This window comes from Micromonospora sp. NPDC050795, assembly GCF_044456785.1.
GTDB lineage: Bacteria > Actinomycetota > Actinomycetes > Mycobacteriales > Micromonosporaceae > Micromonospora.
In genome coordinates, this window is the sequence record NZ_JBITGE010000001.1 from 410,546 (window position 1) to 436,408 (window position 25,863).

General features: G+C 72.5%; 20 protein-coding genes and 1 pseudogene. 8 read left to right on the top strand and 13 right to left on the bottom strand.

Annotation, left to right across the window (positions count from 1 at the left end; all coding sequences use genetic code 11):
* Positions 1 to 114: 114 nt before the first annotated feature.
* The gene (locus ACIBEF_RS02080; protein ID WP_396790338.1) at positions 115 to 2,280 is read right to left on the bottom strand and encodes an ATP-dependent DNA helicase UvrD2; all 2,166 of its coding nucleotides are present in this window, start codon (positions 2,278 to 2,280) and stop codon (positions 115 to 117) included.
* Positions 2,281 to 2,372: 92 nt separating this feature from the next.
* On the opposite strand from ACIBEF_RS02080, the gene ACIBEF_RS02085 reads away from it, so the two are divergent.
* Positions 2,373 to 2,615 carry a mycoredoxin gene (locus ACIBEF_RS02085; RefSeq protein ID WP_112681335.1) on the top strand — a complete coding sequence of 81 codons (243 nt, stop codon included), beginning with the start codon at positions 2,373 to 2,375 and terminating at the stop codon, positions 2,613 to 2,615.
* A gap of 190 nt (positions 2,616 to 2,805) precedes the next feature.
* Here ACIBEF_RS02085 and ACIBEF_RS02090 read toward each other — a convergent pair.
* A pseudogene (locus tag ACIBEF_RS02090) lies at positions 2,806 to 4,023 on the bottom strand (MFS transporter); the annotation flags it as partial.
* A 214-nt stretch (positions 4,024 to 4,237) separates the two neighbouring features.
* Here ACIBEF_RS02090 and ACIBEF_RS02095 point away from each other — a divergent pair.
* The 3 genes from ACIBEF_RS02095 (at position 4,238) to ACIBEF_RS02105 (ending at position 6,042) form a co-directional block, all read left to right on the top strand.
* Positions 4,238 to 5,218: a helix-turn-helix domain-containing protein gene (locus tag ACIBEF_RS02095; protein WP_396790340.1), complete on the top strand. Its 981-nt coding sequence runs from the start codon at positions 4,238 to 4,240 to the stop codon at positions 5,216 to 5,218.
* Positions 5,219 to 5,292: 74 nt separating this feature from the next.
* Complete coding sequence (locus ACIBEF_RS02100) at positions 5,293 to 5,532, top strand: DUF397 domain-containing protein (RefSeq protein ID WP_396790342.1); 240 nt, start codon at positions 5,293 to 5,295, stop codon at positions 5,530 to 5,532.
* A 234-nt stretch (positions 5,533 to 5,766) separates the two neighbouring features.
* A complete protein-coding gene (locus ACIBEF_RS02105) occupies positions 5,767 to 6,042 on the top strand; it encodes a hypothetical protein (RefSeq protein WP_396790343.1) in 276 nt (91 codons plus the stop codon).
* 128 nt (positions 6,043 to 6,170) lie between these two features.
* Here ACIBEF_RS02105 and nudC read toward each other — a convergent pair whose 3' ends face one another.
* The 4 genes from nudC to ACIBEF_RS02125 are packed head-to-tail and all read right to left on the bottom strand — an operon-like array spanning position 6,171 to position 10,944.
* Positions 6,171 to 7,130 carry an NAD(+) diphosphatase gene (gene nudC / locus ACIBEF_RS02110; RefSeq protein WP_396790345.1) on the bottom strand — a complete coding sequence of 320 codons (960 nt, stop codon included), beginning with the start codon at positions 7,128 to 7,130 and terminating at the stop codon, positions 6,171 to 6,173.
* 37 nt (positions 7,131 to 7,167) lie between these two features.
* Positions 7,168 to 8,511: a M16 family metallopeptidase gene (locus ACIBEF_RS02115; RefSeq protein ID WP_396790347.1), complete on the bottom strand. Its 1,344-nt coding sequence runs from the start codon at positions 8,509 to 8,511 to the stop codon at positions 7,168 to 7,170.
* On the bottom strand, positions 8,508 to 9,818 hold the full coding sequence (locus ACIBEF_RS02120; protein WP_396790349.1) for a M16 family metallopeptidase: 1,311 nt from the start codon (positions 9,816 to 9,818) through the stop codon (positions 8,508 to 8,510). Before ACIBEF_RS02120 ends, ACIBEF_RS02115 begins: the two co-directional genes overlap by 4 nt.
* Before the next feature lie 10 nt (positions 9,819 to 9,828).
* Positions 9,829 to 10,944, bottom strand: coding sequence for an LLM class flavin-dependent oxidoreductase (locus ACIBEF_RS02125; protein WP_396790351.1), 1,116 nt, complete (start codon positions 10,942 to 10,944; stop codon positions 9,829 to 9,831).
* 173 nt (positions 10,945 to 11,117) lie between these two features.
* Here ACIBEF_RS02125 and ACIBEF_RS02130 point away from each other — a divergent pair, with 173 nt between their 5' ends.
* Genes ACIBEF_RS02130 through ACIBEF_RS02145 form a run of 4 tightly spaced genes read left to right on the top strand, consistent with a single transcriptional unit; the run spans position 11,118 to position 14,307 of the window.
* Positions 11,118 to 12,182: an ABC transporter substrate-binding protein gene (locus ACIBEF_RS02130; protein ID WP_396790353.1), complete on the top strand. Its 1,065-nt coding sequence runs from the start codon at positions 11,118 to 11,120 to the stop codon at positions 12,180 to 12,182.
* Positions 12,179 to 12,958: an ABC transporter ATP-binding protein gene (locus ACIBEF_RS02135; protein ID WP_355008194.1), complete on the top strand. Its 780-nt coding sequence runs from the start codon at positions 12,179 to 12,181 to the stop codon at positions 12,956 to 12,958. Before ACIBEF_RS02130 ends, ACIBEF_RS02135 begins: the two co-directional genes overlap by 4 nt.
* Complete coding sequence (locus ACIBEF_RS02140) at positions 12,948 to 13,832, top strand: ABC transporter permease (protein WP_396790355.1); 885 nt, start codon at positions 12,948 to 12,950, stop codon at positions 13,830 to 13,832. The genes ACIBEF_RS02135 and ACIBEF_RS02140 overlap by 11 nt, the downstream gene beginning before the upstream one ends.
* 1 nt (position 13,833) lies before the next feature.
* Positions 13,834 to 14,307, top strand: a complete 474-nt coding sequence (locus ACIBEF_RS02145; RefSeq protein WP_396790357.1) for an RrF2 family transcriptional regulator — start codon at positions 13,834 to 13,836, stop codon at positions 14,305 to 14,307.
* Between the two features lie 241 nt (positions 14,308 to 14,548).
* On the opposite strand, the gene ACIBEF_RS02150 is transcribed toward ACIBEF_RS02145, so the two are convergent.
* From ACIBEF_RS02150 to ACIBEF_RS02180, 7 genes are all read right to left on the bottom strand, one after another.
* Positions 14,549 to 14,749, bottom strand: coding sequence for a hypothetical protein (locus ACIBEF_RS02150; protein WP_355008197.1), 201 nt, complete (start codon positions 14,747 to 14,749; stop codon positions 14,549 to 14,551).
* A 245-nt stretch (positions 14,750 to 14,994) separates the two neighbouring features.
* Positions 14,995 to 16,308 (bottom strand): DEAD/DEAH box helicase, encoded by a 1,314-nt coding sequence (locus tag ACIBEF_RS02155; protein WP_357262555.1) that lies wholly within the window; start codon positions 16,306 to 16,308, stop codon positions 14,995 to 14,997.
* A gap of 223 nt (positions 16,309 to 16,531) precedes the next feature.
* Positions 16,532 to 16,735, bottom strand: coding sequence for a cold-shock protein (locus ACIBEF_RS02160; protein ID WP_007464836.1), 204 nt, complete (start codon positions 16,733 to 16,735; stop codon positions 16,532 to 16,534).
* A gap of 227 nt (positions 16,736 to 16,962) precedes the next feature.
* The gene (locus ACIBEF_RS02165; protein WP_396790360.1) at positions 16,963 to 20,418 is read right to left on the bottom strand and encodes an ATP-dependent helicase; all 3,456 of its coding nucleotides are present in this window, start codon (positions 20,416 to 20,418) and stop codon (positions 16,963 to 16,965) included.
* 81 nt (positions 20,419 to 20,499) lie between these two features.
* Positions 20,500 to 24,105 carry an ATP-dependent helicase gene (locus tag ACIBEF_RS02170; protein WP_396790362.1) on the bottom strand — a complete coding sequence of 1,202 codons (3,606 nt, stop codon included), beginning with the start codon at positions 24,103 to 24,105 and terminating at the stop codon, positions 20,500 to 20,502.
* A gap of 251 nt (positions 24,106 to 24,356) precedes the next feature.
* Positions 24,357 to 24,902 (bottom strand): TIGR00730 family Rossman fold protein, encoded by a 546-nt coding sequence (locus ACIBEF_RS02175; protein ID WP_396790364.1) that lies wholly within the window; start codon positions 24,900 to 24,902, stop codon positions 24,357 to 24,359.
* Entirely contained in the window at positions 24,902 to 25,756 is an 855-nt protein-coding gene (locus tag ACIBEF_RS02180; RefSeq protein ID WP_396790366.1) for a TIGR00730 family Rossman fold protein, read from the bottom strand. Before ACIBEF_RS02180 ends, ACIBEF_RS02175 begins: the two co-directional genes overlap by 1 nt.
* Positions 25,757 to 25,863 lie beyond the last annotated feature (107 nt).

Below are 25,863 nucleotides of genomic sequence, written 5' to 3' on the forward strand. Positions count from 1 at the left end.
ACCTCCCTCACGTTCCTCGAATCGACTGGACCGACCTCGTGAGCAGCCGGAATGGCGCCGCTCGCGTGGTGTGTCCTGAGGCTATTCCTCGCGCCGGGGCGAGGGCAAACGAATTTACGACGAGATTTCGAAAGTTTTCTCAGGGCAGACATCGTCCACCCCGGCGCCGGCCACGAGGGCCAGAACCGACTCCCCGTAGAGACCCAACTTGCGGGGACCGATACCGGCGATGGCGATCAGCTCCTCCGACCGGCCCGGTCGCCGCTCGGCCAGGGCGACAAGCGTCGCGTCGGTGAAGACCACGTAGGCCGGGACCTTCTGCGCACCGGCCACCCGCTGTCGCCACTCGCGCAGCCGTTCGTGCAGCTCATCGTCTATGTCGGACGGGCAGGTAGGGCAGCGGCCGAGCTTGCGGTCCGGGCCGGCGAGCAGGGTCGCGCCGCAGATCCGGCAGGAGACGATCTGGGTTCGCCGTCGCTCGGGACCGCGGGCCGGACCGGTGCCGCCGGTAGCCCGTTCCGTGCCACCGGAGCGGTCCAGTTGGGGCAGGAACCGCGACGGCCGCCGGGCCCGTCCGCCCGGGGAACGCGCCGCGGCGTACGACAGCCAGAGCCATTCCCGGGCGCGGGTGATCCCGACGTAGAGCAGCCGGCGCTCCTCCTCGACCTGTTCGACGGTCTTGGCGTAGGTGGTGGGCAGGGTGCCCTCGGCGAGGCCGACCAGGAAGACGGCGTCCCACTCCAAACCCTTGGCCGAGTGCAGGGACGCCAGCGTCACGCCGTCCACCGTCGGCACGTGCTGCTGGGCGGCCCGGCGCGCCAACTCCTCGGTGAAGTCGGTGAGGGTGACCGGGCGCTCCACCGAGGCGGCCTCGCCGATCGGCACGACCTCGGGGGTGGCCGCGTACTCCTCGGCGAGCTGGACCAGCGCGGACAGCGCCTCCCATCGCTCGCGGGCGGCGCCGCCGGCCGGGGGCGCGTCCGGGGCCCAGCCGACGGCGGTGAGCGCCTCGACGACGGCGGCCGGCAGCGGTGTCTCCCCCGGGATCGAGCGGGTGGACGCCCGCAGCGCCACCATCGCCTGGCGCACCTCGGTCCGTTCGAAGAACCGCTCGGCACCCTGCACGACGTACGGCACCTCGGTCTCGGTCAGCGCCTTCTCGTACGCCTCGGACTGCGCGTTGACGCGGAACAGCACGGCGATCTCCTTCGCCGGTGTGCCCGCGTCGATCAGCGACCGGCAGCGCGCGGCCACCGCGTTCGCCTCGGCCGGCTCGTCGGTGAAGATCCGCAGGTCCGGCTCGGGGCCGGGTGGGCGTTGCCCGCTCAACTCCAGCCGCAGGCGCGCCTCGGTGCCCCGGGCCTGGGAGATCACCGCGTTGGCCAGCCCGACCACCTGCGGGGTGGAGCGGTAGTCACGGACCAGCCGGACCACTGTGGCGTTGCGGTGCCGGCGGGGAAAGTCGACCAGGTACGCCGAGGTCGCCCCGGTGAACGAGTAGATCGTCTGGCTGGCGTCGCCGACCACGGTCAGGTCGTTGCGGCCGGCCAACCAGGCGTCCAGCAACCGCTGCTGGAGTGGGTTGACGTCCTGGTACTCGTCGACCACGAAGTGCCGGTACTGGCTGCGGATCTGCTCGCCGACGTCCGGGTGCTCCTCGATGCCCCACACCGCGGCCCGCAGCATGTCCTCGAAGTCGATCACGCCGTTCGACCGTTTGAGCTGCTCGTACGCGGTGAACACGTCGGCGACCTTCGTCGGCTCGTGCGGTGTGTCGCGCAGGGCCCGGGCCGCGGCCACCACGTATTCGGTCGGCTCAACCAGCGACGACTTCGCCCACTCGATCTCGCCGGCCAGGTCGCGCGCGGCGGCCCGGTCGGTACGCAGGCCGACCCGCGCGGCGGCGAGGGTGACCAGTCGTACCTTGCTGTCCAGCAGTTCGGGCATGGCGCGGCCGGCCAGCAGCCGGGGGGCGAAGTACCGCACCTGGCGCAGCGCGGCCGCGTGGAACGTCCGCGCCTGGACACCCTGCGCGCCGAGCAGAGTGAGACGGTGTCGCATCTCGGCGGCGGCCCGGGCGGTGAAGGTGACAGCGAGCACGTGACGGGGGGAGATCTCCCCGGAGAGAGCCCGGTGGGCGATTCGGGAGGTGACCGCCCGGGTCTTGCCGGTGCCGGCGCCGGCCAGGATGCAGACCGGGCCCGCAGGTGCGGTCACGGCGGCGCGTTGCTCCGGGTCCAGCCCGGCGAGCACCTGTTCCGACGCTGAGTGAACCACCACAACCAGGAATCATCTCAGCTCCTCCCAGCGTTGCAGCGAACAGCCTCGGCTTGATCCCCAAGTCGCGGCCGGAGGAGTTGGAGGATCCGACCATGCTGACGATGTATTCCACCCCCTGGTGCGGCTATTGCCACCGGCTGAAGTCGCAGCTCGACCGGGAGGGCATCGGGTACGAGGTGGTCGACATCGAGCAGGACCCGAAGGCCGCGGACTTCGTGATGAGCGTCAACGGCGGCAACCAGACGGTGCCGACGCTGCGTTTCGCCGACGGCAGCGCCCTGACGAATCCCTCGATCACCCAGGTGAAGCAGCACCTGGAGACGCTCAACGCCTGATCCGCCGGTTCGTTCTCGGTGCGCGGCCGCCCCACCCGGGGCGGCCGCTCGTCGTGTTCGGGAACGGGTCATGGTGGCCACTGTCGGTGGGTGCCGGAAGCCCGGGCCGGTCGGCGTCCTCGGCGGGACGGCGGGGTGCCGGGAGCCCTGGTCGGTCGGCGTCCTCGGCCGGACGGCGAGGTGCCGGGAGCGTCGGGCGGGTGGGCGGCGTCGGCGGGCGGGCCCCGGCCGGGGCGCTCAGGTGTCGGCCCCACCACAGGTAGCTGCCGGCGGCCAGGGTGGCCATCCCGACCAGTGCGAACAGCAGCCGGTAGTCCAGGAACCCGACCAGCAGGGCCCCCGCCCCGATGGAGACCGCCTGCGGCCCGCGGACCACCGCCTGGGTGGCGGCGGCGACCCGGCCGACCAGCGAAGGCGGCGTGCGGCGCTGGATCAGCGTGTGCAGACCCACCATCGTCAGCGGAAGCGAGACACCGGCCAGCAGCACCGCCGCGAACCCGAGCCACAGACCGGGGAACGCGAGCGCGAGCGCGGCCGGAGAGAAGAAGGCGACCCCGGCGGCCAGCGTGCCGACCTCTCCGAGCCGGCGGACAAGCGTCGGTGAGCAGAGTCCACCGAGCAACCCACCGATGCCCTGCACGGTGAACAGCACCCCCACGAACGCGGCATCCCGGTTCAGCCCCTGGTCGACGTAGGCGAAGATGAGCGATTCGCTGAAGCCCATCACCAGTGACCCGAGCCCGTAGCCGAGCAGGGCCCGCCGCAGGGCCGGCTCGCCGGCCAGGTGCCGCAGACCGGCGACCAGTTCGGCCGGCCACCGCAGCCGGACGGCCGGTGGCCGCTGTTGCGGGGTGGGCAGCGCGGTGACCACCGCCGCCGCGATCAGAAATCCGACCATGCCGATCCCGGCCAGCGCCCATCCGCCGAGCGCCGCGTAGAGCGCCGCGCCCACCAGCGGGCCGACAAGGCGAATCCCCTGACGTACGGTCTGCAGGACGCCGTTCGCCTCCGCCAGCAGCTCGACCGGCACCATCTCGCGGATGAGCCCACTGAGCGCCGCGCCGAGCGTGATGGACGAGAGTCCGTACAGGGCCGCCACCAGGTAGACGACCCAGACGTCGCCGGAGTCGCGGACGGTGAACAACGGGGCGAGCAGGGCTGCGGTGAACACGTTCGCGGCCACGAAGAACGGTCGGCGCGGGTAACGGTCGACGACCCAGCCGACCAGCGGCGCCAGCGTCATCGGAGCGATGACCGCGAAGATCGTGGCACCGGCCAACCCGTTCGAGCCAGTCAGATCCTTGACCCAGATGGCGAGTGCGAGCAGCAGGATCGACTCGGCGGTCATGCTGGCCAGCAGACCGCCGAAGAGCAGGCGGAAGTCGGGTCGGCGCAGGATCGTGCGCATGGGTCCCTCCGGCGGGATGGCGTGCCCGGGTGGGCGAGGTCGACGGGCCGCGACCGCGGGTCCGTCGTCATCCGGCATTCCCGTGGTGCGATTTTCGCAAGACACGCCCTCGCCGGAACCTCCGACACCGGTCGCGCCGTCCATACTGACCGTGGGGGGCGAATTTCATACAGTTACCGTCGCGTCTGCGGCGGTCGACGGGAAAGAGGACACTGTGCCTCCTGCCGCACCCAGCCCGATCCTGCGTCGTCGCCGGTTGGGCATCGAACTGCGCCGCCTACGTGAGGCCGCGGGCCTCACCGGCGATCAGGTCATCGAGCGTATCGGTTGGGCCTCAGCGTCCAAACTGTCCCGCCTTGAGAACGGCCGCAGCCGACCGGACCCGCAGGACGTCGGCGACCTGCTCGACCTCTACGGCGCCGACCAGGCACTGCACGACGAGTTGCTGGGCATCACCAACGAGGCCGGCGACATGCGCGGCTGGTTGAAGAACTTCCCGGTGATGACGCAGCAACAGCGCGGCTGGGCCGAGTTGGAGGCGGGCTGCGCGGAGATCTCCGAGTACAACCCGGTGCTGGTGCCGGGTCTGTTGCAGACCCCCGGTTACGCCCAGCTCCGGATCGTGTCGGCCCGGCAGGTGAACGCGGGCGCGGGCGAGCCGGAGCCCGGCGACGAGCCGGAGACCGAGGTGCAGGCGCGGCTGGCCCGCCAGTCGCTGCTGACCCGCGAGCCGCACGCTCCCCGTTACACGGCCGTGTTGGAGGAGGCGGCTCTCGGCCGCCGGGCCGGGCCGCCGGAGGTGCTGCACGAACAGCTGCTCCAGCTCTGCGAGTTGGCGCTGCTGCCGAACGTGGCCCTGCACGTGTTACCCCGGGACACCCAGATCGGCGATTGGTACCTTCCGCCGACCGCCTTCTCGGTCTATCGGTTCGCCGATCCCCTCGATCCGGAGACATTGGCCATCGAAGGTGGCTTCACCGACGTCATGTCGACCGAGTCAATCACGCTAAATCGCTATAAAGTGGTGTTCGAGTGGCTATGCAAGGCGGCACTTAACGCCTCGGACACCCTCTCCTGGCTGATCGAGGCGACGGGACGGCTGACCGAGGCGACGCCCCCATCCACAGTGGCGTTCGGGCCGGCAACGGCGCCGACCCAACGCCGCCGGGAATCGGGGCGACTGACGGACCGGTGATCCACGGGGGACCTGCCGTCGGAACGTGCGGCACCACTCGTCCCATCGGATCGCTGCACATCAGGAGCAGAACCATGAACGACATCCGCAACACGCCGTCCGTCTCCGCCCACTCGTTGGCGGACGCCCCGTGGCGTACCAGCACACGCAGTCAGACCTCCAACTGCGTGGAGGTCGCCCCGCTGGCCGCCGGCCCGTCGGCGGTCGCCCTGCGCGACAGCAAGGACCGGGGCGGCCCGGTGCTGCTGTTCAACCGCGCGGGATGGCTCGGCTTCATCACCGGGGCAAAGAAGGGCCAGTTCGATCTGAACTGATTCGGTGACTGGTACGGGGCCGTCGGCGCGTTGCCGGCGGCCCCGTCGCGTCGTACCCGCAGGCTCGGTCGCTCCGCGACCCGCGACCCTGCTGAGCAGGCATCCGCCGATCGGACGAGGCTCGAAACCGATAGGCGCGTTTCAGTTGCTGAGACGAACACGGGGCGTAACATGGCCTCGAGTACGTGGAACTTCCACACTGGCTCATCCGTCGCGGTTCATCCGGAGACCCTCATGCGGTTCCTGATCGTTCGCACCGACATCCGCGCCGTCGCTGACGGGGACATCGCCGCCGCCTGGGCGGACGGCCACCGACTTCGCGACGAGACGACAGCGCCCGAGTCGCGCCGGCAGACCGTGCACGCCGAGAACCGGGACGCCGCGCTGCAACTGGCCCGCGCCCTGGCCACCGTCGGTGCGGTCCGCGCCGGCAAGCAACGGGTCAAGGTCCTCCCGCTGATCGAGTCGCGGCCCGCCTTCCGACACAGACCGGGCCACACCGGCACCTGATTCCACAGGTCGTCCGTCGTGGTCGGACCGGCTCCCCCGCCGCGTTTGATCGCATCCGCTGACCACGACGGCCCGTGTTCCCGGCCCGTGACCGCCGCGGCAACGGCGGCCACGGGTCGGGACCGTGCTCAGCTGTCGGCGTCCGTCCAGCCGTCCAGCCAGCGGTGGATGAGGAACAGCGCGATCGACGAGGGAGGCGGCAGGATCAGCCGGGCCCCGTCGCCCACGTCCACCGTCTGCCCGGCCAACGCCGCCCCGATCTCCCGGCGGGAGAACCACCGGGCGTACGCGATCTCGGACGGGTCGACCCGCACCGGCTCGGCCGGGTTGGCGGTGGCCAGGAAGCCCAGCATGAGCGAACCGGGGAACGGCCAGGCCTGGCTGCCCACGTACCCGATGCGCTCGACGCCGATGCCCACCTCCTCGCGGACCTCGCGCAGCACAGCCGCCTCCGCCGACTCCCCCGGCTCGACGTAGCCGGCCAGGCAGGAGTAGCGGCGGCCACCCGGGGTGCCCTGCCAGCCGACATTGTTGCCGAGTAGGCAGTGGCCGTCCGGGCCGTCCACGCCGTCGTGAACGAGCACGATCATCGCGGGGTCGGTACGCGGCCAGATCCGCCCACCGTTGCGGTCCACCCGGGACCAACCCGCCTCGTCCATCGCGGTCGGCGCGCCGGTACTCGTCGAGTAACCGTGTCGGGTGTGCCAGTTGACCAGTGCCAGCGCGGTGGTGAAGATGCCGGCCTCCCGGTCGGCGAGCAGGTGACCCACCTCCCGGAGGTGGACCGCCCGGGTTCCCGGGATCGCCGGAAGAGGCGCGTCGACAGCGAAGACCGGCACCCCGTCCGGCTCGACACCCAGGAACATCGCCACCGACTCCGACCCGGCGGGCACGTCAGCCGCCCCGAACAGCACCAGCGTCGGAGGCGACGTCTCGGTGCGGGCCAGCGTCCGACCCTCGTCGGTCGAGTCAAGCAGCAGCACCCGGGCGCGCAACCATGCCTCGGTCAACCACTGCGGGTCACCCCGCCGGTGCGCGGCCCGATCCAACGTGGACCGCGCCAACGGCGGCGCCGCCTCCCCGCTCACGCCAGCGCCCCGCTGCTGAGCCCCATGGCCTGCTCGCTCACGCCTGCTGCTCGGTCTGCACCGTGGTCAGCGCGGCAAGCCCCGGGGTGACCCGCTCCGCGTCGCCGAGCACCACGATCGCCGCCCGGGCCGGGGCCAGGTAGCGGGCCGCCGCCTGCGCGACGTCGTCGATGCTCGCCTTGGCCAACCTCGCCGCGTACTCGGCGAGGAAGTCCAGGCGCAGACCGTTGCCGGCGTACGCGCTGGTCAACGCCGCCAACCCGGCCTGGGTGGACATGCCGAGCTGGAGGGTGCCCAGGGCGTACTGCCGGGCCTGCTCCAACTCCTCGGGCTTCGGCGGCAGCGACGCCAACCGACCCAGCTCGTACGTCGTCTCCAGCAGCGCCGGGCCGGTGACCTCGGTGGCCACGTCGGCGGCGGCGACCAGCACCGACCCCGCGACGGAGTGCTCGATCACCGAGTGCGGGCCGTACGTGTAGCCCTTGTCCTCGCGGATGTTCTCCACCCACCGGGAGGAGAAGTAGCCGCCGAAGATCAGGTTGGCCAGTTGCAGCGGGGCGTGGTCCGGGTCGGTGCGCGACACCGCCGGCAGCGCGATCCGCAGCGAGGACTGCACCGAGCCCGGCCGGTCGACCAGCAGCAGCGGCCCCGGCTCCAGTGGCGGGGTCGCCGGCAGTTCGGCCACCCGCCCGGCACCCGACCAGCCGCCGAGCGCCCGCTCGGCCGCGTCCAGTGCCTTCTCCGGCTGGACGTCACCGACCAGCACCAACTGCGCGCCGGTCGGGTGGACCCGCTCCGAGTGCAGGGTGCGCAGCGCCGCCGGTCGGACGGCACGGATCTGGCCGGGCTCCGGCGTCTGCGTCGCGTACGGGTGCCGGCCGTAGATCCGCTTGAGCAGCGCCTCCCGGGCCAGGTGCGAGGGCTGACTCTGTGCCACCTGGATCCGGTCGACGAGTCGGTCCCGTTCGGTGGCCACCTCGTCACCGGGGTAGCTGGCACCGGTCAGCACCTCGGCCAGCAGCTCCAGCATCCGGTCCAGACCGGTGACCAGGCCGGCGCCGGAGAGCATCAGCCGGTCCGGGTCGACGCCCGCGGAGAGCCCGCCGCCCACCTTCTGCAACTCGGCGGCGATCTGCACGCTGGACATCGACTGAGTGCCGGAGAGCATGGTCTGCGAGAGCATCGCGCCGCGGGCCAGGTGGACCCGGCCGAACGGCACCCAGAGCCGCAGTTCGACAAGGGGTACGGCGGGCCGGCGTACGGCGATCACGGTGAGCCCGTTGCGCAGTGTGCGCTCGGCCTGCTTGGGCACCTTGAGCTTGCGGTTCGGCCCGAGCGGCGGCAGCGTACGCGGGTGGGCGGGAGCGGTGGTGACACTCATCGGGCACCTCCGGCGATGACCTCGATGGCGGCCCGGCGCTCCGGGCGCAGGGTGGCCGCGGCGGCCCGGACCTGCTCCTCGGTGACCTCGCCGACCAGCCGGGGCAGTTCGTTGAGCAGACCCGGTTCGCCGCGTTGCTGCTCCAGCACCGCCATGCGTAGCGCCCGACCGAGCACCGCGTCGGTGTCCCGCAGCAGGTGGGTCGCCATCCGGGCCTGGGTGCGGGCCAGCTCGCCGTCGGTCAGCCCGTCGGTGGCCAGCCGGTCCAGTTCCTCGTCGATGGTGCGCAGCACCTTGTCCACGTCGCCACCGGGCGGCAGGTGCGCCTGCAACAGCAGCGCGGTGGGGTCGCGGACGTCGAACGGGTCGCCCATGAAACCGAGGTATCCGCCGAGGCTGGTCACCGTGCGGTCCCGCTGCACCAGTCGTTCGACCAGCCGCGACGCGTCGCCGTCGGTGAGCACCTCGGCCAGCACCACGTACGGCAGGTAGCCGTCGAAGTCGGAGACCGGGTCGGGCACGCGCCAGGCGCCGGCCACCGCCGGCAGCGGCGCCAGGGCGTCGGTGTACGAGGTGCGCCGCTCGGCGGTCAGGTCGGGCTCGGTGAAGTCGGGCCGTTGCGGTGCCGGCCGGGCCGGCACGTCGCCGAAGTGCCGGGTGACCAGCTCGGTCGCCTCGGCCACGTCGATGTCCCCGCTGACGGCCAGCACGGCGTTGCCGCTGGCGTAGTAGCGGCGGAAGAAGTCCGCGGCGTCGGCGACGGTCGCCGACTCCAGGTCGTCGAAGGAGCCGTAGCCGTCGTGGGCGTTGGGGAAGGTGTCGAACATGACCGGAGGCAGGGTCAGCCAGGGGAAGCCGCCGTACGGCCGGTTGAGCACGTTGACCCGGATCTCCTCCTTGACCACGTCGACCTGGTTACGCAGGTTCTCCTCGGTCAGCCGGGGGCCCCGCATCCGGTCCGCCTCCAGGAACAGCGCGCGTTCCAGCGCGTTGCTCGGCAGCGTCTCGAAGTAGTCGGTGTAGTCCAGGTGGGTGGAGCCGTTGAAGGTGCCGCCCGCCCCCTGCACGTGCCGGAAGTGGGCCAGCTTCTCCAGGTTCTCCGAGCCCTGGAACATCAGGTGCTCGAAGAGGTGGGCGAAGCCGGTACGCCCCTCCGGCTCGGAGCGGATGCCCACGTCGTAGACCACCGCCACCCCGATCACCGGGGCACTGCGATCGGGGGTGAGCACCACCCGCAGGCCGTTGTCGAGGGTGAACCGCTCGACCGGATACTTCGTCGCTGGAATTCTGGATCTCCGCGCCGCCACGGAGTCGACCCTAGCGCGTCGACACCTCCGCCACCCGCGACCTTCCCGGAGCCGCCGCGACCGGGGCTGTCACCAGGGGCAGCACCTCGGCACCGACCCGCTCGGCCTCCTCGCGGTGCGGCCAGCCGGAGAGGATGAACTCGTCGACGCCGAGCGCGGCGTACTCGTCGATTCGGGCCGCGACCTCGGCGTAGCTGCCGACCAACGCGGTGCCGGCGCCCTCACGGACCAGGCCGACGCCGGCCCAGAGGTTCGGTGCGACGGTGAGCCCGTCGGTGCGGCCGGCGTTCAGCGCGGCCATCCGGGCCTGACCCACCGAGTCCATCCGACGGAACCGGGCCTGGGCGGCGGCGATCCGCTCCGGGCTCATCCCGGCCAGCAGCCGGTCGGCCTCGGCCCACGCCTCGGCGCTGGTGGGGCGGGCGATGACGTGCAGCCGGAGGCCCGTGCGCAGGGTGCGGTCCTGCTCGGCGGCGAGCGCCCGGACCCGGGCGACCCGGGCCGCGATCGACGTCGGTGGTTCACCCCACATCAGGTACACGTCGGCCTGCCGGGCGGCCACCGACTCGGCAGCCGGGGACGCGCCGCCGAAGTAGACCGGCGGCGGCGCGGCGAGTGGGGTGGCCAGGCCACCGCCGTCGACCCGGTAGTGCTGTCCGGCGTAGTCGAACGGCCCGCCGGCCCAGGCACGGCGAAGCACCTCGACGAACTCGCCGGTGCGGGCGTACCGGTCGTCGTGCCCGAGGAAGTCGCCGTACGCCCGCTGCTCGGCCGGGTCGCCTCCGGTCACGATGTTGAGCGAGAGCCGGCCGCCCGAGACGGCCTGGAACGCCTCGGCCTGCTGGGCGATCAGGGTGGGCAGCGCGAAACCGGCCCGGACCGCGACCAGCATGCCGAGCCGTTCGGTGTGCTGGGCGACCGCGGCGCAGACGATCCACGGGTCGGGGCAGCCGGCGCCCACCGGGGTGAGAACGGCGGTGAACCCGTTCGTCTCGGCGGCCCGGCCAACCTCGGCCAGGTAGGTCACCGTCGCGGCCCGGTCGTGCCTCGCGGCGCCCGCGGTGACCGTGGCGGCACCGACCTGGTCACCGTCGCCGGAGGTGGGCAGGAACCAGTGGAAGGTCATCGCGAAGTCGCCTCTCTGCCGGTGACCGAACGCCGATTACCCTAGCAAGGTGGTAGGAAATACCGACATAATTGAGATGTGCCATCCCACCATGTGGATGGGCCTTGACGCTGACCACAGCCTGGCCCACTCTTCCTACCAACTAAGTAGGAATACTGCGGATTGGATGGACGATGAGACGGCTCCCCCTGCGCCGGTTGGTCACCCTGGCCACCCTCGCCGTGGTCGGCGCGGCGACCCTGGGCAGCACCGCCGCGTGCGGCGACGACAGCGAGGGCGCGGGCGGCAGCTCCGGCCCGGTGACACTGCGCCTCGGCTACTTCCCCAACATCACCCACGCGCCGGCCGTCGTCGGCGTGGAGAAGGGCATCTTCGCGGAGAAGCTCGGCACCAACGTCAAGCTGGACCCGAAGACCTTCAACGCCGGCCCGGCCGCCATCGAAGCGGTCTTCTCCGGTGCGCTGGACGCCACCTACATCGGTCCGAACCCGACGGTGAACGCCTTCTCCAAGTCCAAGGGCGAGGCCGTCCGGGTCATCTCCGGCGCGGCCTCCGGCGGCGTGGCGCTGGTGGTCAAGCCCACCATCACCGGCGCTCAGGACCTCAAGGGCAAGAAGATCGCCACCCCACAGCTGGGCAACACCCAGGACGTGGCGATCCGGTACTGGCTCAAGCAGCAGGGCCTGACCACCACCAAGGAGGGCGGTGGTGACGTCAAGATCGTGCCGCAGGAGAACGCCCAGACGGTCGAGACGTTCAACAGCGGCGCGATCGACGGCGCGTGGGTGCCCGAGCCGTTCGTCTCCCGCCTGGTCAACGCCGGCGGCAAGGTGCTCGTCGACGAGCGCGACCTGTGGCCGGACAAGAAGTTCGTCATCACCAACCTGCTGGTGAGCACCAAGTTCCTCAAGGCACACCCGGACGTGGTGCAGAGGCTGGTGGACGGCCAGGTGGCCGCCAACGAGTTCGTCAACAGCAAGCCCGACGAGGCGCAGCAGGCCGTCTCCGACGCGATCGGCAAGATCACCGGCAAGCCGCTGGACCTGAAGCTCATCAAGCAGGCGTGGCCGACGTTGGAGTTCACCAACGACCCGATCTCGTCCTCCCTCAAGGCCGGGCTCGACCACGCCGTCGACGTCGGCCTGACCGAACCGGTGGACCTCAAGGGCCTGTACGACCTGAAGTACCTCAACAACGCGCTCAAGGCGCAGGGCAAGCCCGAGGTCGTCCAACCATGACGTCGACCACGACGACGCCGCAGAGCGCGACCACAGCGGTCGCGCTCTCCGGCGTGACAAAGGTGTACGGGCGCGGGGCGAACGCCGTCCTGGCCCTGGACGGAGTGTCGCTGGACGTCGCACCCGGCGAGTTCGTCTGTCTGGTCGGCGCGTCCGGCTGCGGCAAGAGCACCCTGCTCAACCTGGTGGCCGGGCTGGATCGGGTCAGCGGTGGGCAGATCACCCTGGGCGGCGACGTCAACCCGGGCCTGATGTTCCAGGAGCCGGCGCTCTTCCCGTGGCTGACCGTCGACGCCAATGTGGAGGTGCCCCTCAAGCTTCGCCGACTGCCCCGGGCCCAGCGTCGTGAGCGGGTGGCCGAACTGCTGCGCACCGTCCACCTGGCCGACTTCGGCCGTAAGCGCCCGCACGAGCTCTCCGGCGGGATGCGGCAGCGTGTCGCGCTCGCCCGCACGCTGGCCCTGGACACTCCGGTGCTGCTCATGGACGAGCCGTTCGGCGCGCTGGACGCGATGACCCGGGACATCCTGCACGACGAGTTGGAACGGATCTGGTCCGAGCGCAAGCTCTCGGTGCTCTTCGTGACCCACAACGTCCGCGAGGCGGCCCGGCTGGCCGACCGGATCATCCTGCTCTCCAGCCGACCCGGCCGGATCATCTACTCCACCGAGGTGAACATCCCGCGCCCTCGCCGGATCGACTCCCCCGAGGTCGCCGCCATCGCCGCCGAGGTCACCGAGCGGCTCCGTACGGAGGTGGGCCGCCATGGCCAGTGACACCCTCACCAGTTCGGCGCGTACCGACGCGGAGATCACCGGCCTCGACGCGCTGGAGATCGCCGGTCGGGACAAGGAGGTCTCCCGGGGCGCCCGGATCTGGGCGGCCACCTGGCCCAAGCTCGCCGCACTGGCCATCGCCATCGCCGCCTGGCAACTGGTGGTCCTTTCGGGTTGGAAGCCCCCGTACTCGCTGCCGGGTCCACTGGAGGTTGGCCGTGAGCTGATCACCCAGGCCCAGGGTCCGCAGTTGTGGGACGGCCTGCTCACCACGTTGCGCCGAGCCGCCGTCGGGTACGTCTTCTCGGTCGCCGTCGGCCTGCTGCTGGGCCTCGCGGTGGCGCGGTCCACGGTGCTGCGCGCCGCCATCGGCTCGATGATCACCGCATTGCAGACGATGCCGTCGATCGCCTGGTTCCCACTGGCCATCCTGCTCTTCGAGCTGAGCGAGAAGGCGATCTTCTTCGTGGTGGTGCTCGGTGCGGCGCCGTCCATCGCCAACGGGGTGATCTCCGGGGTGGACTATGTGCCGCCACTGCTGAAGCGCGCCGGCCGCAACCTCGGCGCCCGAGGGCTCAACCTCTACCGGTACGTCATCGCACCGGCCGCCCTCCCGGCGATCGTCGCCGGGCTCAAGCAGGGCTGGGCGTTCTCCTGGCGCAGCCTGATGGCAGGTGAGCTGCTCGTGGTCGGCATCTCCCAGACCTCGCTCGGCGCCCAGCTCACCTACTCCCGCGAGTTGTCCGACTCACCCTGGCTGCTCTCCACGATGATCGTCATCCTGGTCGTCGGCCTCGTCGTGGACGCCGCGTTCGGGGCTGCGGACAAGGCGATCCGGCGCCGCTGGGGCGTGCTGGACCAGGCTGGTCAGTGACGTGTTCGTCTCCGCGCGCAGCGACTACGCGCTCCGGGCGATGCTCGCCGTCGCCGCCGCCGGTGGTGGCGGCGACGGCGACCGGGTCGGCGAGTTGGCGAAGGCGGCCAGCCTGGCCGAGGTACAGGACATCCCGCTCAGCTTCCTGCAGGGCATCCTGCTCGATCTGCGCCGGGCCGGTCTGCTGCACAGCCATCGCGGCGCCGACGGCGGGTACGCGCTGACCCGCCCGGCCGACGAGATCACCGTCGGAGACGTGCTACGTGCGGTCGGCGGGTCGCTCACCACGGTGCGCGGTCTGCCGGCCGAGCGGGCCGGCTATCACGGAGTAGCCGCCGGGCTCACCGACGTCTGGCTGGCGGTGCACGGGGCGATCGCCACTGTGGTCGACAGCACCACCCTGGCCGACCTGCTCACCCACGCCCCCGCAAGCTCCACCCCCACCCCCACCCCCACCCCCACACCCCCCGCCTGACCCACCCCACCCCACCCCACCCCACCCCACCCCACCCCGCTCCGCCTCGCGATCTTGCACTTTCTGTCGCCGCGTAAAGGGCGTAAATGCCCATACCGGCAACAGAAACTGCAAGATCGGCGCAGTGGGTGTGGGGTGTGGGGGTGATGTGGTCGGGTCGGTGCCCCGCCGACCCGACCACATCTCGTACCGATCCTGACCGGGCCTGCCCCTCCGCCGGCACCGGTAGGCCGGTCGCTGCTCAGCCCACGTGTGCGGTCGACGGGCCGAGGCCCGGGTCGCCAGGACTGCGCAGCTCCACCAGACCGGCGGGAGCGTTACCCGCCGGGGTGGCATGCCAGGGCGCGAAGGCCGCAACCATGGCGAGCAACAACCCGGCGAGCGCGACCGCGACCACCAGGATCAGTTCACGCAGCGCACCCGAGCCGGCTTCGCCCGCCATGGTCACCCCTCCCGAGCCGGGCCCCCCGCCCGACTTCCCCCCGTCGGTCAGCCTCGACCACGACCGACCGGGGCGCAGTCGGCCAGCCGACCCGGGAAAGGCTGATTACCGACTCAGCCGAGGGGCCACCCGGCGCGGCCGGCTGACCGGTCGGGCCGCGCCGACAGCCGACCGGCCGGGGTCACCGCACAGACAAAACCGACCCGCCCCGCCGAAGCGGGACGGGTCGGTCGACGCGCAGAAGATCAGACGGTACGGGGGCGACGCGGCCGACGGGACCGGCCCGACGCGCGGTGCGCCGGACGGGCGCCACCGTCGGTGGCCGAGCCGCCGGAGGTACGGGGCCGAGAGGCGGGTGCCGGCGGGGCGACGATGGTCACCGGCACACCGGACGGCTCGCGGGCACCGGTCACCCGGGCCAGCGCTCCGTCACCCGCGCGCACCTGGACCGACTCGGGCCGGATACCGGCGGTGGCCATCAGGCGGGACACGTCCCGGCGCTGCTCCGGCAGGACCAGGGTCACCACGGAGCCCGACTCGCCGGCCCGTGCGGTACGGCCGCCGCGGTGCAGGTAGTCCTTCGCCTCGGTCGGCGGGTCCACGTTGACCACCATGTCCAGGCCGTCCACGTGGATGCCACGGGCCGCCACGTCGGTGGCGACCAGGGCGGTCACCTGACCGTTGCGGAACTGCTCCAGGATCCGGGTGCGCTGCGGCTGGGACTTGCCGCCGTGCAGCGCCGCCGCGCGTACGCCCTTGGAGAGCAGTTGGCGGGCCAGCCGGTCGGCACGGTGCTTGGTGCCCATGAAGAGGATGGTGCGACCTTCACGGGCGGCGATCCGGGTCAACGCGTCGGGCTTGTCCGCAGCGTCGACGTGCAGCACGTGATGGGTCATCGCGGTGACCGTCGCGGTGCCCGGGTCGACCGAGTGGGTGACCGGGTTGCTCAGGAAGCGGCGGACCAGCCGGTCCACACCGCCGTCCAGGGTCGCGGAGAAGAGCATCCGCTGCCCCTGCGGCGCGACCTGCTCCAGCAGCTTGGTGACCTGCGGCAGGAAACCCATGTCGGCCATCTGGTCGGCCTCGTCGAGCACGGTGATCTCGACCTGGTCGAGCCGGGCGTCGCCACGGTTGATCAGGTCGTGCAGCCGACCGGGGGTGGCGACGACAACCTCGGCCCCGGCGCGCAGGGCGTCCGCCTGCCGCTGCAACGACAGGCCGCCGACCACTGTGGCGCAGCGCAGCCCGACGGCGCGGGCGTACGGGGCCAGGGCGGTGGTCACCTGCTGAGCCAGCTCGCGGGTCGGCACCAGCACCAGGGCCAGCGGGCGGCCCGGCCGCGCCTTGCGGCCGACGGTGCGGGACAGCAGAGGAAGCCCAAAGGCGAGGGTCTTGCCGGAGCCGGTACGACCCCGGCCCAGCACGTCCCGGCCGGCGAGCGAGTCGGGCAGCGTCGCCGTCTGGATCGGGAACGGCTCGGTGATGCCCTGCGCGGTCAGCGCGGTGAGCAGCGCCGGCGCCAGACCGGTATGAGCGAAAGAGGGAATAACTGTGGTCATGCGGAAGCCTTCCTCGACGCGGCACGTGTCGAGGGAGGGCGCCGAAGTCGGCGCTGTCACCAGCGGAACAAGGCCGCCGGGACTCACAAGCACGAACCGAAAGGGAGTACAGGCCGGCCCGCCGCCGGGCCGCCGCCTGCGTAGGCAGGCGGCGGCGGGGCGGGCCGGTCCCGTCACCGTCACACCCGGAGGGCGCGACAGGTAATGCTGACCGATCCGAAGATCAGAGCGGGCGGATGTTCTCCGCCTGCGGGCCCTTCTGGCCCTGGGTCACCTCGAACTCGACCCGCTGGTTCTCGTCCAGGCTCCGGTAGCCGGAGGACTGGATCGCCGAGAAGTGGGCGAAGACGTCGGCGCCGCCGCCGTCGGGGGTGATGAAGCCGAAGCCCTTGTCAGCGTTGAACCACTTCACGGTGCCAATAGCCATGTGTTTCGTCTCCTTGACGGAACGTCGGACACGCACGTGTTGCGTGCCCGAAGAGGAGCGCTCCGCGCGGGGATGCGCGAATCGCCTGTCGCTTCTGGTCGCCCCGCCCGGAGAACTCCGGACACAACAAAGAGCGCCTGGGGCCACAATCCCGCCAGGCGCACACAGAGTCTCTGGTAACCAAAACTGCAACCCGTTCAACCTACCACGGTTTTCCGCCGCAGTGGTCAATGGTGGGCAGAATCCTCGGGCAACTGGGCGATCATGGCCGTGAGGCCGGTCACATCCAGCAGGTCGGCGGGCCGGACGGTGACCCCGTGGCGGACGTAATGGAACGCCGCGCCCACCCGGTCGACCGGCACGCCGGCCAACTCCGCCCAGGCCAGCCGGTACACCGCAAGCTGCACGGCGGCCACGTCGGCTGCCGGCCCGGTGGGCTGCGCGCCGGTTTTCCAGTCGACCACGTCGAACCGGCCACCCGGCCGGGCGAAGACCGCGTCCATCCGGCCCCGCACCACCACTGAAGCGATCACCGTGGCGAAGGGCACCTCCACCTCCACCGGTGACCGGTCGGCCCACTCGCTGGCCAGGAACCGCTCCTGAAGCTCGACCAGCGCCTCGTCAGGTGCGGCGTCGGCGTCGGCAGCGCCGGGCAGCTCGTCCAGGTCCAACAGGCGGTCGGCGCCGAAACGCTGCTCCAACCAGGCGTGGAAGGCGGTGCCTCGACGGGCGTACGGGTTGGGTTCGGACGGCACGGGACGACGCAGCGTACGCGCCAGCGCCGCCGGATCACGCCGCAGCGCTACCAACTGGGTGACGCTCAGCGCCCCGGGCAGCGCCACCTCGACCGCACCGGAGAGTCGGGTCAGCTCGGCGCGCTCCGCCAACAGCAGGTCCGCCTCGCGCTGCCAGCGCGCCACCTCCGGATCCACCTTCGGCTCGACCGGCTCGCCTGACCCGACCGTCGAGCCGATCGGCGTGACCGGCCCGGCGAGCACCGGCCCGACCGGCACAGCGAGCACCGGCCCGACCGGCCCGGGGAGCGCCGCCGGGCCGTCGGCCATCAGGCGACGCACCAGCCCGGCCGCCTCGGCCAACGCCGGCCGGCGACCGCCCAGCGGGTCGGCCGGCCACTCCGCGCGGAGCACCACCTCGGCCGTGGGGTTCGTCGCGTCCGGGGTCGGCTCGGGTGCCCACGCGTCGATCAGGTGCCCCGGCCCGCCGTCGAGGCAGGCGTCGTACACCTCACGGAAGAAGACCGACGGACCTCGCGGTCGTTTCGTGCCCTCTCCCCACCAGTAACCGGAGCAGAGCAGCAGCCGGCGCGGGCGGGTGACCGCCACGTACGTCAGCCGGCGTTCCTCCCGCTCGTCGTGGGCCCGCCACGCGTCGGTGAAGTCGGTCACCGCCCGCGCCACGGCCCGCTGGTCCCCCGCCTCGTCGAGCGCCAACTCGGGCAGCCCGTCGGCGTCGCCGCGCAGCGGGAACGGCAGCACGCCCAGCCCACCCAGCCAGTGGTCGGAGTTGCGGACCGGCCCCGGCCACAGCCCACGACTGAGCCCGGCCACCGCCACGACGTCCCACTCCAGGCCCTTGGCGGCGTGCGCGGTGACCACCTGCACCGCGCCCTCCACCACCTCGACCTCGCCCGGCGCCAGACCGCGTTCCTCGTCCTCGGCGGCGGCCAGGTAGGACAGGAACCCGGACAGGGTCGCGCCGGGCGTCTCCCCGCTGAACCGGGCCGCCACGTCGCCGAGCGCGTCCAGATGGCCCCGGGCCAGGCCCGCGTCGCCGGCGCCGTCCCGGCCGGCCCGCACCGCGACCTCCACGTCCAGGCCGATGGTCCGCTCGATGTCCGCGATGAGGTCCGGCAGCGCCTGGTCCAGCCGGTAGCGCAGCAGCGCCAACTCCCGGCCGTACGCGCGCAGCCGCGCGAAACCCTCGGCCGAGTACGCCTGCGCCGGCCCGAGGTCGGCCAACGCCTCCACCAGCGTCGCCTCGTCCAACAGGTCGGGGCTGATCTCCGAGGCCTCGTCGGCGGCCACCTGTCGCCGGGCGTTCGCGATGGCCCGGGCTCGCCGGTGCAAGGCCACCAGGTCACGTGGCCCGATCCGCCAACGGGCGCCGGTGAGCAACCGCAGCAGGGCGGCGCCATCGGTCGGGTCGGCCAGGACCCGCAATGTGCAGACCACGTCACGTACCTCGGGGGTGTCCAGCAGGCCGCCCAGCCCCACCACCTCGACCGGTAGGCCCCGCTCACGCAGCGCCGACTCGATCGCCGGGATCTGGCTGCGCACCCGGACCAGCACGGCCGTCGTCGGACGGCGCTCCACCGGGATGTGTTCCGGGGCCGCGCCCCGCATCCCGGCAGCGCCACGCCAGGCGGCGAGCACGCTGTCGGCGATCCAGGCGGCCTCGTCGGCGTACGTGGGCAACATCGCGCAGTGCACGGTGCCGCCGGCCGCGCCGCCCGGGCTGCGGTGCGGGATCGGGTCCCGGACGGTCAGCGCGGAGCGCAGCTCCGGCACCCGGGCACCCGCCGCCCGCAGCGGGGTGGAGAGCGCGTTCGCCACCCGGAGGATCTCCGGGCGGTTACGCCAACTCGTGGTGAGCCCCAGCGCCGGGGCCGGCTCACCGTTGGCGCGGGCGAACTCGGTGGGGAACCGGTCCAGGGTGCCCGCGCTGGCCCCCCGCCAGCCGTAGATCGACTGGCACGGGTCGCCCACCGCGGTCACCGGGTGCCCGCCACCGAACAGCGCGTTGAGCAACACCACCTGTGCGTGGCTGGTGTCCTGGTACTCGTCGAGCAGCACCACCCGGAAACGGTCCCGCTCGATCACGCCGACCCCCGGGTGGTCCCGGGCCACCCGGGCCGCTCGGGCGAGCTGGTCGGCGAAGTCCATCGCCTCGAAGTCCTCCTTGCGCCGGGCGTACGCCCGCACCAGCGGCAACAGGCGCAACCGGGTCTGCTGGAGAGTGAGCGCCTTACGCACGTCGGCGTACACCCGACCCGGCCGGGACTGCACCTCGGCGAAGAACCGACCGGTCCAGGCCGCCAGGTCGTCCGGCGCGACCAGATGCTCGTCCAACTCCCCGGCCAGCGCCAGCACCGCGTCGGTGATGGTGCTCGGCATACGGTCCACCTCGGACATGTCGCCGTCGTAGTTGCGCACCAGCAGGTCGACCAACTGCCAGCGGGACGCCTCGGTGAGCAGCCGGGTGGACGGCTCGTAGCCGGCCCGCAGCCCGTGCTCGGTGACGATCCGCCCCGCGTACGAGTGGTAGGTGGAGACGGTGGGTTCACCCGCGAGCGGGTCGTCCAGCGGGTCCCGCCCCTGCCGGCCGAGTCGGCGGATCAGCTGGTCGAGCCGGGTTCGTACCCGATGGGCCAGCTCGCCGGCCGCCTTGCGGGTGAAGGTCAGCCCGAGGATCTGCTCCGGCCGCACGTACGAGTTGGCCACCAGCCAGACCACCCGGGCGGCCATCGTCTCGGTCTTGCCCGACCCGGCGCCCGCGACCACCAGCAGCGGTTCCACCGGGGCGGCGATGATCGCGGCCTGCTCCCGGGTGGGCGCCGGCAACCGCAGCAGCTTGGCCAGCTCCACCGGTGTGTACCGGGGGCCGGAGTCCGCGAGTCGGGGCGTCGGCGCGGGACCCGCGCCGAACAGGGTGGGCTGACTCACCGTGCCGTCTCAGTTCCCAACACCGGCGCACTCCTCGCCCTCACGGTGCCATCTCAGTTCGTGACTGCGGGGCTCGCAAGCTCACTCCTCGCCCTCGCCTGTGCGTCGGACGGTGGGCGGCTCGACGACCTGGCGGCCCTGCCCGGAGACCGGGCAGCTGGTGCGCACCGGGCAGACCCGGCACTTCGAGTTGGCCACCGCGGCGAACGTGGCGGCTGCCATCGTATCGGCGGTCCGCCGGACCAGCGCGGTCGCCCAACCGGCCGCCGGCCCCTCGCTGGCGGCCGGCTGATTCTGCTCCCTGGCGTCCTTGGCGGAGGTCCCGAGCTGCACCAGCGCGGCACCCCCGGACTCGTCACCGAACTCGGCGAACGCCCCTGCCTCCACCGCCGCCTGGTAGGCGCCGAGCTGCGGGTGCTCGGCGAGGTCGGTGCCGGTGACGGCTGTGGACTTGCCGGTCTTCAGGTCGATCACCACGAGCCGCCCGGCCTCGTCGACCTCCAGCCGGTCGACCCGACCGGTCAGGTCGACGGGCCGGTTCGGGTCGTCCAGGCGGACGGCGAACTCGTGCTCGATGGCGAGCAACCGGCGCGGATTGGTGGCCAGCCAGCGCAGCAGCTTGTCGACCATCGCCTCGGCGCGTTCCCGCTCCGGCCCGGCCATCCACCGTGCTGCCAGCTCGATCGCGTCGAACCGGGCGGCCACGTAGTCGAGCAGCGCGCCCCGGTCGGCGCTGGCGTCCTCGGCGAGCATCGCGGCGGCGTGCACCAGGTTGCCCACCCCCTGCGCGGTACTGGTCGGGCCGCTACCCCCGTGCCGTTCCAGCAGCCAGCGCAGGCTGCACCGCAGCGCACTCTCCATGGCCGACGGGGTGACCCGCACCGGGTCGCCGTCGTCGACGAGCGGCCGGTCGTCGGAGAGAACCCGCAACCCCCACCAGTCGTCGGGGTGCGCGCCGGGCACCCCGGCGGCGGCGAGCCGGGCCAGCTCGGCCGCCGCGGCGCGCCGCCGGGCCGCCGGGGCGGCCGGGTCGGTGATGGCGGTACGGAGTTCCGCGACCAACGCCGGCAGGGTCAGCGCCCGAGGTGGACGGGTCACCGGCAGCGCTCCGGGGCGGTCCGGCTCCTCGTCGCCGGTCTCGCCCGCCGCAGCGCCCCCGTTGCCGCCGGAGGACGGCTCGCTGCGGGGACCGGGCGGGGTCGGTGGCGGCGTGCTCGGCGGGGTGGGTGGCGGGGTCGGCGGGGTCGGCGGGGTAGGTGGCGTGCTCGGCGGGGTCGGCGGGGTAGGTGGCGTGCTCGGCGGGGTCGGCGGGGTCGGCGGCGGGATGCTCGGGCCCAGCTCGTGCAGGAACCGGCTGGGTTGCTCCTCGTGGTCGTCGCCGCCGACGGCGGCCGATGCCACGGCGCTGACCAGCAGCCGGTGGCGAGCGCGACTGACGGCGACGTGGAAGAGCCGACGCTCCTCGTCCAGCAACGCCGAGGTCTGACCCACCACGTTCGCCGCGGTCGCCCCGTCGACCGACCGGCCGGCCAGCACGTCGACCAGTCGCTCGGAGCCGAGCAGGCTGCCGCGCAACCGCAGGTCGGGCCAGATGCCCTCCTGCACACCGGCCACCGCGACCAGGTCCCATTCCAGGCCCTTCGCGGCGTGCGCGGTGAGCAGGCGTACCGCCGCTCCCCGGTCGGCGGTCGGGGCGATGGTGTCGGCGGGCAGGTCCTGGGCGAGCACGTGATCGAGGAAGACCTCGGTACGGGCACCGGGCAGCCGGTCGGTGAACCGGGCCGCCGCGTCGAAGAGGACCAGCACGGCGTCCAGGTCGCGGTCGGCAGCCTCGGCCCGCCGACGCCGGGCCAGGTCGCCCTCGCCGGCCTCCGGAGGCCCCTGGTTGATCGCGCCGGCCCACCGCTCGGCGAGGCCACTGGCGTGCCAGACGGCCCAGAGCACGTCCTCGGCGGTCGCGCCCGGCCGGGCAGCGGCCTCGCGTGCGATGGCCAGCAGCCCGGCCACCGCCTGCGCCGGCTCCGCCCAGTGCCGCTCGATCCCGGCCAACTCCTCCGGGTCTTGCAGTGCCTCGACGATCAGCTCCCCGGAGGGACGTCGGTCACCGCCGGCCAACGCGAGCGCGCGAAGGCCCTGCCGCAGCCGCCGTTCGGCCAGCGGGTCGGCCCCGCCGAGCGGCGAGTGCAGCAGCGCGACCGCCGCCTCCTCGTCGAGTCGTTCCGGCTCCAGCGCGCAGCGCAGCAGGAGCAGCAGCGGTGCGACCGCCGGTTGCAGGTGCAGTGGCAGATCCTCACCGTGCACCACTGTGGGTACGCCGGCAGCGTGCAGCGCCCGTCGCAGGGTGGGCAGTTGCAACGCGGTGGACCGCACCAGCACCGCCATCCGTGACCACGGCACGCCGTCGAGCAGGTGTGCCGAGCGCAGCGCGTGGGCCAACCAGGCGGCCTCGCTGGTCGCCGAGCGGAAGGTGTGCACCTCGACAACGCCGGGCGGCGCGTCCGGAAGGGGGTGCAGCCGGCGGTGCGCGGCCGGGCCCCGCAGCCGGCGACCCAGCCGGGCGATCGCCGTGAGCAGACCCGGCCCGGCCCGGTACGACGTGGTCAGCAGCACCTGCGCGGCCGGCGCACCGGATGCCGTCCGGAACCGGTGCGGGAACGTCGCCACCCCGGCCGGGTCGGCGCCCCGGAACGCGTACGTGGAGGAATCCGGGTCGGCGAACGCGACGAGCGACTTGCCACCGCCGGCGATGACCGAGAGCAGCTCCAGTTGGGCGGGGTCGGTGTCGGCCAGCTCGTCGAGGTAGACGTACGCGAGCCGACGACGCTCGGCGGCCAGCAACTCCTCGTCGTCGCGCAGCAGCCCGGTGGCCGCCCGGACCAGCTCCGCCGGGTCGTACGCGATGGATCCCCGGTTGCTGACGTCGCGCAACGCGAGCACGGCGACGTACTCCCGCAGGAAGCGGGCGGCGGCCGGCCAGTCGGCGCGGCCGAGCTTCTCACCCAGCCAGGCCAGGTCGATCGGGCCCACGCCACGTTCGGCGGCGCGCATGAGCAGGTCGCGCAGTTGGCCGGCGAACGCCCGGGTACGCAGGGCGGGGCGCAGGTCGGTGGGCCAGCCGACCGGGTCGTCCTCGGGCTCCTCGCCCACCACGTCCAGCAGCTCACGGATGATCAGATCCTGTTCGGGGCCGGTGAGCAGCCGGGGCGACGGTTCGCCCCGCTCGGCGGCGGCGCGGCGGAGCAGCCCGAAGGCGTACGCCGGGAAGGTGCGCACCAATGGCTCGCGCAGCACCCGGTGGCCGTCCTGGGCGATCCGGGCCTCGATGCGTTGTCGCAGTGCGGTGGCGCCTCGGCGGCCGAAGGTCAGCACCAGGATCCGTTCGGGGTCGGCCCCCTCGGCCACCCGGGCGGCGACCGCCTCGACCAGCGTGCTGGTCTTGCCGGTGCCCGGGCCGCCGAGCACGAGCATCGGCCCGTCGGTGTGCCCGACCACCTCGGCCTGCACCGGATCGGCCCGCCAGCCGCCGCCGACGGCCAGCTCGGCCCCGGCCACGCGATCGGGCCCACCCGGCGTGCCGACACCGCCCACGGACGTGCCGTCGCCGGCGAGCACGGAACCGCCGTCAGGCGTAGCCCCGTCCCCCCGCGCCGGCCCTCCGGGCCGCCGCACCAACCGGTACGCCTGCATCAGCTCATCCCATCAGACCCATACGACAACCAACCCACCACCCAAACCCCCGGCGCTCCCGCCCACACCCCCTGCCCCCGCCCGCCCCCCGCGCTCCCACCCCCATCTACCCCTGTCGATCATGAAGTTAGCGGCGCGACACGCCGACAGACACGCCGCTAACTTCATGATCACCGGGGGCGGGCCGAGGGCTGGGAGGGCCGGGCGGGGGGCGGGGCGGGGGGCAGGGCAGGGTGGGGTGGGGGTGGGGTTTAGGTCAGGTGGGATTCCAGGACGTTGAGGGCCTCGGTGACGGTGGTGGTGACCGTCAGGAGGTCGCGGCCGGCGGGCTTGAGGAAGGTCTGGTCGGCCAGCGCGTCGAGCCAGTCCAGCAAGGGGCGGTAGAACCCGTCGGTGTCGATCAGCACCATCGGCTTGGTGTGCTGGGCGAGGGTGGCGGTGGTCCAGACCTCGAACAACTCGTCCAGGGTGCCCAGCCCGCCGGGCAGGGTGAGGAAGGCGTCCGACTTGTCGATCATCAGAGTCTTGCGGCTGGCCATCGAGTCGGTCACCAGCAGCTCGTCCGAGGCCAGGTCGGCGACCTCCAGGTCGACCAGCGACTGCGGGATCACGCCGACGGTGCGCCCGCCGGCGGATCGGGCGCCGTCCGCCAGCGCGCCCATCATGCCGACACAGCCACCACCGCTGACCAGCGTGTGCCCCCGTCGGGCCAGCTCCGCGCCGGTCTCGGCGGCCAGGTCCAACCAGCGCTGATCGAGGGTACGAGAGGAGGCGCAGAAGACGCAGATCGCCGCCATCAGTCGTGGTCCCGAGCCTGTTCGGCTGCCGCCTGCTGGTCTGCGCCGGTGCGGGCGACGGCCTCCTCGCGGACCGCCTCCTGCTCGGCGGAGAGAGCGGCCTCTGAAGCGACGATGTACCGGACCGCCTCGTTGACGTCGTCAGTGAGGCAGATCAGGTCCAGGTCGACCGGCCCGATCTTGCCGGTGGCGGCCATCGTGTCGCGCAGCCAGTCCAGCAGACCCTGCCAGTAGGAGACGCCCATGAGCACCACCGGGAACCGGGTGACCTTGCCGGTCTGCACCAGGGTGAGCGCCTCGAACAACTCGTCCATGGTGCCGAACCCGCCGGGCAGTACGACGAACGCCTGGGCGTACTTGACGAACATCGTCTTGCGGGCGAAGAAGTAGCGGAAGTCGATGGCAAGGTCGACCCAGTCGTTGATGCCCTGCTCGAACGGAAGCTCGATGCCGAGCCCCACGGAGAGCCCGTTGGCCTCGCTGGCGCCCCGGTTGGCGGCCTCCATCACGCCGGGCCCACCTCCGGTGATCACCGCGTAGCCGGCCCGGGCCAGCGCACCGCCCAACTGCTCGGCCAACTGGCACTCGGCGCTGTCCGGCGCGCTGCGCGCCGAGCCGAAGACGCTGACCGCGGACGGCACGTCGGCGAGGGTGTCGAAACCCTCGACGAACTCGGCGAGGATGCGCAGCGCGCGCCAGGCGTCCTTGGTCTTCCAGTCGCCCCGCCCCCGCGAATCAAGCAGTCGCTGGTCGGCGGTGCTGCTCGGGATCGCCCCTCTGCGCAGGGTGACCGCACCGCGATGCCGCTCCTGTCCGCGACCGCGACCGGCCTCCCGCCCGTTGCTCTGGCTCATGGGGCAACCGTAGTGGAGCAGCACCGCCCGGGTGCGCGGGGCGGGGACGCCGAGAAATTGTTCGGATCATGGGCAACTATTCGGCGCTCCCGTACGTCTTACTATTC

Excerpts from the sequence above, each read along its gene's own strand:
- ACIBEF_RS02160 (WP_007464836.1), bottom strand. The coding sequence starts at position 16,735 with ATGGCTATTGGCACCGTGAAGTGGTTCAACGCTGACAAGGGCTTCGGC.
- ACIBEF_RS02175 (WP_396790364.1), bottom strand. The coding sequence starts at position 24,902 with ATGGCGGCGATCTGCGTCTTCTGCGCCTCCTCTCGTACCCTCGATCAG.
- ACIBEF_RS02180 (WP_396790366.1), bottom strand. The coding sequence starts at position 25,756 with ATGAGCCAGAGCAACGGGCGGGAGGCCGGTCGCGGTCGCGGACAGGAG.
- ACIBEF_RS02135 (WP_355008194.1), top strand. The coding sequence starts at position 12,179 with ATGACGTCGACCACGACGACGCCGCAGAGCGCGACCACAGCGGTCGCG.
- ACIBEF_RS02125 (WP_396790351.1), bottom strand. The coding sequence starts at position 10,944 with ATGACCTTCCACTGGTTCCTGCCCACCTCCGGCGACGGTGACCAGGTC.
- ACIBEF_RS02170 (WP_396790362.1), bottom strand. The coding sequence starts at position 24,105 with ATGCAGGCGTACCGGTTGGTGCGGCGGCCCGGAGGGCCGGCGCGGGGG.
- ACIBEF_RS02155 (WP_357262555.1), bottom strand. The coding sequence starts at position 16,308 with ATGACCACAGTTATTCCCTCTTTCGCTCATACCGGTCTGGCGCCGGCG.
- ACIBEF_RS02085 (WP_112681335.1), top strand. The coding sequence starts at position 2,373 with ATGCTGACGATGTATTCCACCCCCTGGTGCGGCTATTGCCACCGGCTG.
- ACIBEF_RS02140 (WP_396790355.1), top strand. The coding sequence starts at position 12,948 with ATGGCCAGTGACACCCTCACCAGTTCGGCGCGTACCGACGCGGAGATC.
- ACIBEF_RS02115 (WP_396790347.1), bottom strand. The coding sequence starts at position 8,511 with ATGAGTGTCACCACCGCTCCCGCCCACCCGCGTACGCTGCCGCCGCTC.
- ACIBEF_RS02100 (WP_396790342.1), top strand. The coding sequence starts at position 5,293 with ATGAACGACATCCGCAACACGCCGTCCGTCTCCGCCCACTCGTTGGCG.
- ACIBEF_RS02150 (WP_355008197.1), bottom strand. The coding sequence starts at position 14,749 with ATGGCGGGCGAAGCCGGCTCGGGTGCGCTGCGTGAACTGATCCTGGTG.
- ACIBEF_RS02130 (WP_396790353.1), top strand. The coding sequence starts at position 11,118 with ATGAGACGGCTCCCCCTGCGCCGGTTGGTCACCCTGGCCACCCTCGCC.
- ACIBEF_RS02105 (WP_396790343.1), top strand. The coding sequence starts at position 5,767 with ATGCGGTTCCTGATCGTTCGCACCGACATCCGCGCCGTCGCTGACGGG.